This is a genomic window from Pseudomonas sp. MM227, assembly GCF_947090715.1.
Classification (GTDB): Bacteria; Pseudomonadota; Gammaproteobacteria; order Pseudomonadales; family Pseudomonadaceae; genus Aquipseudomonas; species Aquipseudomonas baltica.
Map to the genome: position 1 here is coordinate 645009 of NZ_OX352319.1, position 12229 is coordinate 657237.

Consider the following 12229-nt stretch of genomic DNA (forward strand, 5'->3'; position numbering starts at 1 on the left):
CATGAACAGACCTATCGAACTGGACGAATTTCACTGGCTCCTGGCGATCACGCAGAGCATCGACGTTGGCGTGGTGGTGCTCGACAGCGACTACCAGGTGCAGGTCTGGAACACCTTCATGGAAAACCGCTCCGGCGTGCAACCCAGGGACGCCATCGGCCAGGCCTTCTTCAGCCTGTTCCCGGAGATCGACCGCGAGTGGTTCCGCAAGAAGGTCAGCAGCGTGGTCACCCTCGGCACGCCGGCCTTCACCATCTGGGAACAACGCCCGTACCTGGTGCGCTTCAAGAACTATCAGCCGATCACCGGGCACGAAGCGTTCATGTACCAGAACACCACCATCCTGCCGTTGCGCTCCACCAACAGCGAGATCAAGCACATCTGCGTGGTCATCTACGACGTGACCGACGTGGCCACCAACCGCCGTCAGCTGCAGGCGTCGAACCTGCAACTGCAGAAGCTTTCCAGCACCGATCGCCTAACCGGGTTGTACAACCGTGGTCACTGGGAGGAAGCACTCAAGGTCGAGTACGCACGACACGGGCGCTACGGCCACGCGACCTCGTTGATCATGTTCGACATCGACCACTTCAAACGGGTCAACGACACCTATGGCCACCAGGTGGGCGACCAGGTCATCCAGCGCGTGGCGCAGGTGCTGCGCGCGATGGTCCGTGACTCGGACATTGCCGGACGCTACGGCGGCGAAGAGTTCGCCGTGCTGCTGCCGGACACCGACAAGGCGGGCGGTGCCATATTGGCCGATCGCCTGCGGTTGGCTATCGAAGCCGAAGTGGTCGAGCACGAAAGCGGCCCGGTGCGGTTCACCATCAGCCTGGGCGTCGCCGACCTGGGCTACCCCAGCAACGAGCACCAGCAACTGATCGAATGGGCCGACCAGGCGCTGTATGCCTCCAAGCGCGCCGGCCGCAACCGGGTGACGGTCTACGAGCGGCCCTGACGGCGCCGATCAGTCCTTGGTGGCATGCGCCCAGCGATAATCCAGGCGTGGCGCGCGCACCTTGATCCGGCGCTGAGCCTTGCTGAAAAACGGCTCGTGCACCGGCTCCGGATCCTTCAGGAACACCGTCAGCACCGCACTTAACGCGTACAGGCCGGTAAACGCCCACACCACACCTTCCAGGCCGAAGCTTTCGTTGAAGATCGCCACCACCGCAGGCCCCACCCAGGTGGAAGCGCCCGCGCCCAGGCTCAGCACCGACAGCGCCGCTGCCTTGTTGTGCGGCGCCAGTGCCGGAGCCAGTGCCGACAGCGGCACGAAGCACGCCAGTGTCAGGCCATACAGCGCGCCGAACACCGAGGCCAGCAGGAAGTTATCCGGGAAGGCTTGCGGCATGAAGAAGAACAGCGGCGTGGTGATCGTGCTGCCCACCGCGCCCAGCCAGAGGATGGTATTGCGGTAGCCGATGCGCGTGCTGATGACGCTGGAACCCATGTTGCCGATGATGTTGAACACGAAGACGATGGTCAGCAGCTGCAGCCATTGCTCCAGGGTGAAACCCACCGTGTCCATGAAGAACCCCGGCAGCACCACGAGAAAGCCGAACATCGACGAGGTATTGATGATGCGCACCACGCCGGCGAGCGTGACCTTGGGGTGCGACCACATGATGGTGACGTTCTTGGCCATCGACACCAGCGGCTTTTCACCTTCGGGTGCCAGGCGCCGCAGGCCGTGCGCCTCACGCATGCCGACCAGGCCGATCACGCCGCCAACCACCACCAGCGCGAACGACAGCCAGAACGTCTGCAGCGCACCGATCAATGGAATGCTCACGCTCGCCACCAATGAACCCAGGGTCGGCAGACCGGCTGCATAGGCCACCCAGAACCAGCCCACGGCCAGGCCCATCTTGCGCGACGGCGTCGCCGCGGCGATCCACACCAGAAATCCGTAGGCGAACAGCGGATAGCCAAAGCCGCGCAGGCCATAGGTCAGCAAGATCATCTGGTAGCTCAGGGTTTCCAGGCCGTAGATCAGGAACAGCACTTCGAACACGCTCCAGATCAACAGCCCGAGCATCATCACCCGTTTCGGGCCCCATATATTGGACAGGGCACCGGCCAGCCATGACGAGATACCCACGGTGACGCCATACAGCGTGAACACCATGGCGATTTCACCGTCGGGCATGCCGCGGTCGCTGAGAAAAGGGGAGAGGTAGCCGAGTTCGACACCGTCGCCGATCATGAAAATCAGCAGGCCGACGAAGCCCCAGAACAGGGGATAGGGAATGCCGATCTTGTCGCACAGGCGAGAGAGGGGGTGTTCGGAGTGGATTGATTGCTCAATGGTCCGTTCCTTGTGTGCAGCACGGCGCTTGGGCGCGCCGAATGAATGGCCTCGATGAGGTTGAAAGGCAGGCTCGGTCAGGAGCAGGAGAACGCCACGAAGGCGTGGCACAAACGGCGAAGGCGGGCACATGAGGATCGCCGATGTACGGCGTGCATGGGCCCTTTAATCTGCTTTATTCGAGATTTTCGTGCCGTTTGCCTATTTGTTATCGCATCTGAAACGATTCAGCGCAACCGCTTGGACTGGCCTTGCCTGCGACAACGTGCCCGGTGGTAATGGCCGCAGGCCACGTCTCATGGCGGCTAAGGTGTTGCAAAAAATGACTGAAAAAAAATCGCAGAATCAGCCCGGGTCATGCCTTCGTCTCAGCATGTGAGAGCATGGCCGCATCCCTGCCAGAAGGGTTGCCGTTGGCCGTGCCAGAGCGTAAACCTCGGGTATCGACATTGGCAGGAAGTCCTATGTACCCGCTCATTTCCCACGTCGACAGCGACACCTCACTGCCCGACAGCGCCGATGTGGTGATCATCGGTGGCGGCATCGTCGGTGTGTGCACCGCGTTCTTCCTGGCCGAACGAGGCGTGTCGGTGGTACTGGTGGAAAAAAGCGGCATCGCCCACGAGCAGTCGTCGCGCAACTGGGGCTGGGTGCGCACCATGGGCCGCGATGTCGCCGAAGTGCCTTTGGCGATTGCCAGTCTGAAACTGTGGGACGGCTGGGCCGCCAAGCTGCGCCACGACACCGGCTTTACCCGCTCAGGCATTCTCTACGCCTGCGAGTCCGCCGCGGAGCTGGCGGCCAAGGTCGCCTGGCTGGATCAGGCGAAACCGCTGGGCATCGAGGCGCGGCTGCTCGACACCGCGCAGATTCAAGCCCGCCTCCAGGCCAAGGTGCCGTCCTCCTGGACCGGCGCGCTGTTCACCGAGAGCGACGGCCGCGCCGAGCCGGACATCGCCACCGCGGCCATCGCCGAAGGCGCCCGAGTACGCGGCGCGAAGCTGTTCGTGCGCTGCGCCGCGCGCAGTGTCGAAACCTCGGGCGGCAAGATCAGCTCCGTAGTTACCGAGCTGGGCGAAATCAGATGCAACAGCGTGGTGCTGGCGGCCGGTGCCTGGTCGAGCCTGTTCTGCGGCAACCTGGGTATCCGCCTGCCACAGCTGCGGGTGCTGGGGTCGGTGATGCGCACCGCACCTTTGCCAGGCGGCCCGGAGTGCGCGGTGGCGACCGAGAAGGTCTCGTTCAGAAAGCGTGCCGACGGCGGCTACACCGTCGCCCTGCGCAACGCCAACGTCGCGGCGCTGGTACCGGACAGCTTTCGCTACCTGCCCGATTTTCTTCCGATGGTCAGGGCTCACCACCCTGAATACCGCCTGCGCGTGACCCGCCAGAGCTGGCAGGAGCTCAACACGCCCCGGCGTTGGAGCAATGCCCAGGCTTCACCGTTCGAGACACAGCGCCTGTATGACCCCAAGCCGGTGGATGCCTACCTCGACCAGGCTTTGAGCATGCTTGCCGAGCAGTTTCCGATCTTCGCCCAGGCCCGGATCGAGCAGCGCTGGGCCGGCTTGATCGATGTCACGCCCGATATCGTGCCGGTGATGGACCAGGTGCAGAGCCTGCCCGGTTTCTACCTGGCCACGGGCTTCTCGGGGCACGGTTTCGGTATCGGGCCGGGCGCTGGGCATTTGATGGCGGACCTGATTACCGGCAGCGCGCCTTTGGTCGATCCCGCGCCGTTTCGTTTCGCTCGGTTCGCCCGATGACACGCTCATATTCAAGCCCCGAGCCGTTGCGCGATGCGGTCCGCTTCCTGGCGCATGGCTTGCACCAGCCGCTGCTGATAAAGCGGGGTCATGCGCACACTCGGCAGGGCGCAGCTCAGCGCGCCCACGGGGGCCGCGTCGGCGTCCAGAATCGGCACCGCCACGCCGGTGTGCAGCGGCAGCACGCGATCGGCCAGGCCACAGGCATAGCCCTGCTGGCGCACCTGCTTGAAGGTGGAGCGCAGTGCGCTGTCGCTGATGGCGTATTCGCGCAGCAGGCGCGGTGCGTTGTGTTCCAGAATCTGCGCGCGTGCCGCAGTGGGCAGGTGGCTGAGCAATGCCAGCGAGCCCTGGCCGACGCCGCTGAGCACGCGCGCGCCCACGCAATCGGCAAAGCTCTGGGTAGGGTTGGCGCCCTCATGCAGTTCCAGGCACAAGGCGTAGTAGCCATCCTGAACGAACAGAAAGAAGCTGTCCTGGAAGGTTTCGCACAGGCGCAGCAGGGCTGGGCGGGCGAGCTCGCGCACGCCGCCGGTGTTGCCGGCCTGGGCACCCAGGCTGAGCAACTGGTAACCCAGGAAGTAAGGCCCGCGCAGCCGTGGCAGGCGCACGAAGCCGTAGGATTTCATCGCCTTGAGCAGCCGATACAGGGTCGCGCGGCTAAGCTGGGTATCGGCGCTGAGTTCTTCGATGGTCGCGCCCGGCGCGCCGCGCGCGGCAATCGCCTGAAGAATGTCGCAGGAGCGGTCCAGCGTTTGCGTGCCCTGGGTCGTGCAGCGCGGCAGACGAGCTGGGGATGAGTCGGTTTGGGGCATGTGTAGCTCTCCCTGGAAACGACAATGGCCGAACCCGCATCGAGCACAAGGCTGGGTCTGGCAGGCACGGCAAGTGCAGTGCAATATCCGGGCCCTCACGGCCCTTCTCACCACGATCCATAGGGATGACAGCAACCGATGCCTGGACCTCGCGTAGTACCTGTACAGGGCGATGAACACCTGCCGGACCGAGTCGATGTGGTGGTGATCGGCGGCGGCATCGTCGGTGCATCCACCGCCTTGGAGCTGGCCGAACGCGGCTTGAAAGTGGCCTTGTGCGAAAAAGGCGGCATTGGCCACGAACAGTCGAGCCGCAACTGGGGCTGGGTGCGCATCTCGCGCCGCGATCCGCGCGAGCTGCCGTTGATGGCCCATGCGCTGAACATCTGGAACGACCTGGCCGCGCGCATCGGCAAGGACGTCGGCTACACCCGCGCCGGCATTCTCTTCACCTGCGCGGATGATCAAAGCTACGCCGAACACGAGCGCTGGAAGGCCAACCTGGACGAGTACCCGGTGCGTGCGCGGATGGTCTCGGGCACCGACCTGGCCGGCTTGCTGCCCGGTGTCGCGCGGCTAGCGATCAAGGGCGCGCTGTACACCCCCGACGACGGTCGTGCCGAGCCGCAGCAGGCGGCCCCGGCGATTGCCGAAGCGGCCCGGGCCAGGGGCGCGGTGATCCTCACCGAATGCGCGGTGCGCGGCATCGAGCGCGCGGCGGGCCGGGTCAGTGGCGTCATCACCGAGCGTGGCCCGATCGCCTGCACGTCCGTGGTGCTGGCCGGCGGCGCCTGGTCGAGCCTGTTTTGCTCGCCATTGAAGGTGCACCTGCCCCAGCTCAAGGTACTCAATTCAGTGATCCGCACCACACCGCTGCAGGGCGGTCCGGAAGCCGCCATCTGGGCGATGGATTTTGCCGTGCGCAAGCGTCAGGACGGTGGCTACACGGTTGCCTCTGGCCACGAGAACATTGCTGACATCGTACCCGACTCCTTTCGCTACGCGCGGCCGTTCTGGCCTGCTCTGCAGCAGGAACACAAGTCCCTGTCGTTTCGCCTGGGCCAGCGTTTCTTCCAGGAAGCGGTGCTGCCCAAGCGTTGGGCGCTGGACGAAGCCAGCCCCTTCGAATACCGCCGCGTGCTCGACCCGGTGCCGTCGATCCGCCAATCCAACCGCGCCCTGGCCAGCCTCACCCGCGCCTTTCCGGTGTTCGCCAACGTACGGATCGCGCAGCGCTGGGGCGGCATGATCGATGTCACGCCCGATGCCGTGCCGGTGATCTCGGCCGTGGAGGGCGTACCTGGCTTTTTCATCGCCACCGGATTCTCCGGTCATGGCTTCGGCATCGGCCCGGCGGCCGGGCGGCTGATGGCCAACCTGGTCACCGGCGAAACCCCGATCGTCGACCCGCAAGCGTTCTGTCTCTCGCGCTTCACCGACGGCTCCAACCCACGGCCCATTTCCGGATTCTAGAGCCACCCGTTCACCCGGCAATACCCTTCAGAAGCTCGTCCGAACGAGCCCGGGTCCAGCGTCCCTGACGCTTTCCAGCGCCTGCCACCTGCCCTTTCTTCCTCACAGTGGGAGCTTCAGCATGTCGCAACGCGATGACTCGGATAAAAGCAACGCTCTGTTGAACCCAACCCGCCGCCAGGCGCTGGCCATGGCCCTCATCGGTGCAGCGGGGACGTTGCTGCCGTTGGGCCGCAGCAGCCAATCGTTCGCGGCCATGGCCGCGCCGCCGTCCGGGCAGGTGATCATCGGCCTGTCCCAGGAGCCCACGGTGTTCAACCCGCACATGCCGCACATCGAGGTGGATGACGGCATCCACTGGAACGTGTTCGACCCGCTGTTCGGCATTGCGCCCACGGGCGAATTCGTCCCGGCCCTGGCCACTGAAGTGCCGACCGTGGCCAATGGCGGCATCTCCGCCGACGGCCTGCAGTGGAAGATCAAACTGCGCAGCGACGCCAAATGGCACGACGGTCGGCCTTTCACCGCCGAAGACGTGAAGTACACCCTGGAACTGATCGTTTCGCCGAATTTCCGCAGCGGCCGCCGCGCGGGGCATGACCTGCTGCGCGACATCACCGTGGTGTCGCCCACCGAAATCCACTGGCGCATGGAGAAATCCTACGCGCCCTACGCGTCGATTCTGTCGTCCACGTTCATGCTGCCCAAGCACATCCTCTCGGCTGCCGCCGACGTCAACACCGCGCCGTTCAACAATGCGCCGATCGGCACCGGCCCGTTCAAGTGGGGCACGCGGGTGGCGGGCGACCATATCCAGCTCAAGGCCAATCCGGACTATTACGGCACCAAACCGCAGCTTGAAAGCGTGATCTTCAAGTACATCCCCGACCTCACCGTGCTCTACACCCAGTTCAAGACCGGCGACATCGACGTCACCGCGATGCAGGGCATCACCCCCGACCATTACGAGGAAGCCAAGGACCTGGCCGGACGCACCGTGGTGATCCTGCCGGTGGCCACCATCGAATCGGTAACGCTGAACATGGAGCGCCCGCAGTTCAAGGACCCCGTCGTGCGCCAGGCGCTGTACATGGCCATCGACAAGAAGACCATCATCGACGAGCTGTATTTCGGCCTGGTGCTGCCCACCGAAACCTACATGCCGCAGCAGTCGGCCTACTACAACCCCAACCTGCCCAAGCAAAGCTTCAACATCGAAGCAGCCAGCAAACTGCTCGATGACGCGGGCTGGAAACCGGGCGCTGGCGGCATTCGCGAGAAGGGCGGGGTGCGCCTGTCGTTCACCAACTCCACCACCGCTGGCAACCAGATCCGTGAACAGGCGCAGCAGTTCATCCAGCAGACCTGGCTGGCCATCGGCGTGGAAATGAAAATCTCCAACCTGCCGCCCGCCGTGATGTGGGGCGAGTACTGGGTGCAGTCCAAATTCGACTCGGTGATCGTCGGCAACAACTTCCTCACCGGGGCCGACCCCGACACCCGCGACTACTTCGGTTCACAGTCGACCAATGCCAAGGGTGGCGCCGGGCAGAACAACTCGCAGTACGTCAACGCCAAGGTCGACGAACTGCTGGCCCAGGGCGCCTCTATGCAGGACGTCGCCCAGCGCAAGGCGGTGTACGTGCAGGTGCAGGACCTCATCCGTCAGGACCTGCCGATTCTGCCGCTGTTCCAGTACACCTACGTGCGCGGCTACAAATCGGGCCTCAAGGGCTTCACCGGCAACATCAACCTGCGCATCGAACCCTGGAACGTGAACACCTGGTCCTGGACCTGAATGCACGCCCACGCCTGGCCGCACGGCCGGGCGTCGTTCGTACCGCAGAGGATCTGACGCATGCCCAACTACATTCTCAACCGCCTGGGGCAGAGCGCCGTGGTGCTGGTGCTGGTTTCGCTGATCGGCTTCATGGTGCTAAACCTGGCCCCCGGCGGGCCCATGTCGCAATTCGCCCTCAACCCCGGCATGAGCCAGGCCGAGCTGGACCGCATCGCCGAGCAACTGGGCCTGAAGCGGCCGCTGCTGGTGCAGTACATCGACTGGTTCAGCCACCTGTTCGTCGGCGACTGGGGCCACTCGTTTCGCGACGGCCGCCCGGTGCTCAGCGTGATTGCCGGACACCTGCCCGCGACGTTGCTGCTGATGGGCACCTCGACCGTGCTGTCGATCGTCATCGGCACCTGGGTTGGCGTGCTTGGCGCGGTGCGTCGCTATTCGGTGTTCGACACCCTGGCCACGGTGGGTGCGATGGTGGCGCTGTCGATTCCCACCTTCTGGTTCGGCCTGGTGGCGATCTTCTTTTTCTCCCTGCACCTGGGCTGGCTGCCGGCCGGCAACATGTACACCATCGGTGACCAATCCCTGGGTGACTACGCCATTCACCTGGTGCTGCCGGTGCTGGTGCTGGCCTTGGTCAACGTGGCGATCTGGAGCCGCTACATGCGCTCCGCCACCCTGGACGTGATCGACCAGGATTTCGTCCGCACCGCCCGCGCCAAGGGCGTGCCCTATCGCCGGGTGCTCACCCACCACGTCATCCGCAACGCGCTGCTGCCGATGATCACCCTGGCCGGGCTGCAGATCCCGACCATTCTCGGTGGCGCGCTGGTCACCGAAACGGTGTTCACCTGGCCCGGCATGGGCCGGCTGTTTCTCGACAGCCTGGGCTACAGCGACTACCCGGTGATCATGGGCATCCTGATGTTTTCGGCGGTGCTGGTGCTGTTGGGCAACCTGCTTGCCGACCTGTTGATAGGCGTCGCCGACCCCCGCGTGCGGCTGGCCTGAAGGAGTATTGCCGATGACCACTGCCACTCGTTACCTGCCTGCTTCGCCCCGTTGGGCATGGCTGGCCAACCCGACGTTGCGCCGTTTCATGCGCCACAAACTGGCCGTGCTCGGCGTGGTGATGATAACCGTGCTGGTGCTGGCCTGCGTGTTCGGCCCCTACCTGCTGCACTACAACGACCTGACCATCGACATCCGCAACCGCTTTGCGCCACCGCTCACGGGCAATCACTACCTGGGCACCGACGCCCTGGGCCGCGACACCGCCGCGCGCCTGCTCAACGCCGGACGCATCTCGCTGATGGTGGGTTTCTGCGCCATGCTCATCAGCATCGTCATCGGCACCCTGATCGGCGTCATCGCCGGTTACTACCGCGGCTGGGTCGGCGCCGGCCTGATGCGCTTCGTCGATGCCTTCCTGTCCTTTCCCAGCGTGTTTCTGGTGCTGGTGCTGGCAGCGTTCACCAAGCCCAGCCCGATGATGATCACCCTGATCATCGCCGTGACCAGCTGGATGGAAATCTCGCGCATCGTCGAGGCTGAAATCCGTTCGCTGCGCGAGCGCGACTTCACCTTGGCCGCACGCATGATCGGCGCCAGCAACCGCTGGATCATGTTCCGCGAACTGATGCCCAACGCCATCGGCCCGATCATCGTCGCGGCCACCCTGACCATCGCCAACGCCATCCTGCTGGAGGCCTACATCAGCTTCCTCGGCTACGGCATCCAGCCACCGTTGCCCAGCTGGGGCAACATGCTCAACGCCGCCCAACAGTACCTGGGCAAGGCGCCCTGGCTGGCGATCATTCCCGGGCTGGCCATCACCCTGGCGGTGACCAGCTTCAACTTCATCGGCGACGGCCTGCGCGACGCGCTGGACGGCAGGAGCGACCTTAAATGAACGCAGATGAAAAGATCGCCGTGGCGCACCTCAACGTCGCCTTCCGCAAGGGTGTCGGCTACGTCCCCGTAGTCCACGACATCAACTTCACCATCGGCGCCGGCGAAACCCTCGCCTTGGTAGGCGAAAGTGGTTCAGGCAAGAGCGTCACCAGCCTGGCCATCATGAAGCTGCTCGCCGAGGCGCCGAAAACCCGTATCGACGGCAGCGCCATCGTCGCCGACCACCACGGCAAACCCATCGACCTGGTAGCCATGGACGAGCAGCAGATGCGCCACGTGCGCGGCAATCGGGTGGCGATGATCTTCCAGGAACCGCTCACCTCGCTGAACCCGGTGCACCGCGTGGGCGACCAGATCGCCGAGGCGATCCGCTTCCACCAATCGCTGAGCAAGGCCGACGCCCGTGCGCGTGCGCTGGCACTGCTGGAGCAGGTAGGCATTCCCGAGCCGGTCAAGCGCCTGGATTGTTACCCGCACGAGCTGTCCGGCGGCATGCGCCAGCGGGTGATGATCGCCATCGCCCTGGCCATGGAGCCGGACGTGCTGATCGCCGACGAGCCCACCACGGCGCTGGACGTCACCGTACAGGCGCAGATTCTCGACCTGCTGCGCAGCCTGCAGAAGAAGAACGGCATGGCCATCCTGTTCATCACCCACAACTTCGGCGTGGTGGCGGAAATCGCCGACCGGGTCATGGTGATCTACGCCGGGCGTATCGTCGAACAGGGCAGCGTCAGCCAGGTGCTGTCCTCGCCGCGCATGCCCTACACCCGCGGCCTGCTGGCCGCCGTGCCGCGTTTCGAACAGGCCGGGCTGGCGCAGGGTGAGCTGGGCACCATCGCCGGCTTCGTCCCCGATCCCAGCTCGCCGCCCAGCGGCTGCGCTTTCCACCCGCGCTGCGCCTACAGCATCGCCGGCCGCTGCGACAGCCAGGCGCCCGAACTCGAAGAAATCGAACTGGGCCATGACCTGCGCTGCGTGCGCTGGCGCGAACTGCCCGTCGAACACGGAGGTGCACGATGAAAGAACGTCCCCTGATCGACGTCGTCGGCCTGAAAAAACACTTCCCCGTGCGCAAGACGTTTCTCGCCAGCCGCCGCGACCGCGACGACAACCTGGTGCGCGCCGTGGATGGCGTCGACCTGAGCATCGCCCGTGGCGAAGTGCTCGGCCTGGTCGGCGAGAGCGGCTCGGGCAAGAGCACCTTGGGCCGCAGCCTGATGATGCTCGACCCACCCACCGACGGGCACATCGTCTTCGACAACACCGAGATCACGCCCTTCAACGACCGCCTGCTCAAACCCTATCGCAAGCGCATGCAGATGATCTTCCAGGACCCCTACGGCTCCCTCAACCCGCGCATGAGCGTTGGTGAAATCCTCGCCATGCCCCTGCGTTTCCACAACCCTGAACTGGATGCCGCCGGGCGCCGCGAAAAGGCCGGGCAGGCCCTGGAAACCGTCGGCCTCGCGGCGCAGTACCTGGACCGCTACCCCCACGAATTTTCCGGCGGCCAGCGCCAGCGCATCGGCATCGCCCGCGCCCTGACCCTGGAACCCGAATTCATCATGGCCGACGAACCGGTGTCCGCCCTCGACGTGTCGGTCCAGGCCCAGATGCTCAACCTGTTCGCGCGCATTCGCCGGCAGATGAACCTGACCATGCTGTTCGTCACCCACGACCTGGCCGTGGTCGGCCACATCGCCGACCGCGTTGCCGTGATGTACCTGGGCCGCATTGTCGAAATCGCGCCCACCCGCGAGCTGTTCAGCAATCCGCGCCATCCGTACACAGAAGCACTCATGTCTGCGATCCCCATGCCCGAACCGGGGCAGCGGCGGCAGCGGATCGTGCTGCAGGGCGATATCCCGAGCCCTATTTCACCGCCTTCGGGATGTGCGTTTCGCACCCGCTGCCCGTACGTGCTGCCCGCCTGCGCGCAGGAGCGGCCGCTGTTGAGGGAGGTGGGGGTGGCGCATGGGGTAGCGTGTATTCGGGATGATTTGGAGTTGGTTTCGCCGCTCCACGAACAGCGCGAAATCATGCAGCAGTCACATCAGCGCCAAGCCGGAAACTGACATCGGCCGCCCCGCGATCTGCTTCTAGTCCCCCACCCCTCCCATACAAGCCCTGGTCTCAATGTGGGAGC

The 12229-nt window shown here is 64.7% G+C and carries 10 protein-coding genes; 8 read left to right on the forward strand and 2 right to left on the reverse strand.

Annotation, left to right across the window (positions count from 1 at the left end):
• Position 1: 1 nt before the first annotated feature.
• On the forward strand, positions 2–961 hold the full coding sequence (locus tag ONG87_RS02850) for a diguanylate cyclase (protein WP_192104372.1): 960 nt from the start codon (positions 2–4) through the stop codon (positions 959–961).
• A gap of 9 nt (positions 962–970) precedes the next feature.
• Here ONG87_RS02850 and ONG87_RS02855 read toward each other — a convergent pair whose 3' ends face one another.
• A complete protein-coding gene (locus tag ONG87_RS02855) occupies positions 971–2446 on the reverse strand; it encodes an MFS transporter (protein ID WP_264382176.1) in 1476 nt (491 codons plus the stop codon).
• Between the two features lie 332 nt (positions 2447–2778).
• On the opposite strand from ONG87_RS02855, the gene ONG87_RS02860 reads away from it, so the two are divergent.
• Positions 2779–4080 carry an FAD-binding oxidoreductase gene (locus ONG87_RS02860; RefSeq protein WP_264382177.1) on the forward strand — a complete coding sequence of 434 codons (1302 nt, stop codon included), beginning with the start codon at positions 2779–2781 and terminating at the stop codon, positions 4078–4080.
• An 11-nt stretch (positions 4081–4091) separates the two neighbouring features.
• Here ONG87_RS02860 and ONG87_RS02865 read toward each other — a convergent pair whose 3' ends face one another.
• Entirely contained in the window at positions 4092–4895 is an 804-nt protein-coding gene (locus ONG87_RS02865; RefSeq protein ID WP_264382178.1) for an IclR family transcriptional regulator, read from the reverse strand.
• Positions 4896–5033: 138 nt separating this feature from the next.
• Here ONG87_RS02865 and ONG87_RS02870 point away from each other — a divergent pair, with 138 nt between their 5' ends.
• The 6 genes from ONG87_RS02870 to ONG87_RS02895 all read left to right on the forward strand — a co-directional run bounded on the left by ONG87_RS02870 (position 5034) and on the right by ONG87_RS02895 (position 12158).
• On the forward strand, positions 5034–6368 hold the full coding sequence (locus ONG87_RS02870; RefSeq protein ID WP_264382179.1) for an FAD-binding oxidoreductase: 1335 nt from the start codon (positions 5034–5036) through the stop codon (positions 6366–6368).
• A 121-nt stretch (positions 6369–6489) separates the two neighbouring features.
• Complete coding sequence (locus tag ONG87_RS02875) at positions 6490–8166, forward strand: peptide ABC transporter substrate-binding protein (RefSeq protein ID WP_264382180.1); 1677 nt, start codon at positions 6490–6492, stop codon at positions 8164–8166.
• Between the two features lie 60 nt (positions 8167–8226).
• Positions 8227–9177 carry an ABC transporter permease gene (locus ONG87_RS02880; RefSeq protein WP_122480235.1) on the forward strand — a complete coding sequence of 317 codons (951 nt, stop codon included), beginning with the start codon at positions 8227–8229 and terminating at the stop codon, positions 9175–9177.
• Positions 9178–9190: 13 nt separating this feature from the next.
• A complete protein-coding gene (locus ONG87_RS02885) occupies positions 9191–10078 on the forward strand; it encodes an ABC transporter permease (protein ID WP_122714788.1) in 888 nt (295 codons plus the stop codon).
• The gene (locus tag ONG87_RS02890; RefSeq protein ID WP_264382181.1) at positions 10075–11103 is read left to right on the forward strand and encodes an ABC transporter ATP-binding protein; all 1029 of its coding nucleotides are present in this window, start codon (positions 10075–10077) and stop codon (positions 11101–11103) included. Before ONG87_RS02885 ends, ONG87_RS02890 begins: the two co-directional genes overlap by 4 nt.
• Positions 11100–12158, forward strand: coding sequence for an ABC transporter ATP-binding protein (locus tag ONG87_RS02895; protein WP_264382182.1), 1059 nt, complete (start codon positions 11100–11102; stop codon positions 12156–12158). The genes ONG87_RS02890 and ONG87_RS02895 overlap by 4 nt, the downstream gene beginning before the upstream one ends.
• The last annotated feature ends 71 nt before the right edge of the window (positions 12159–12229 follow it).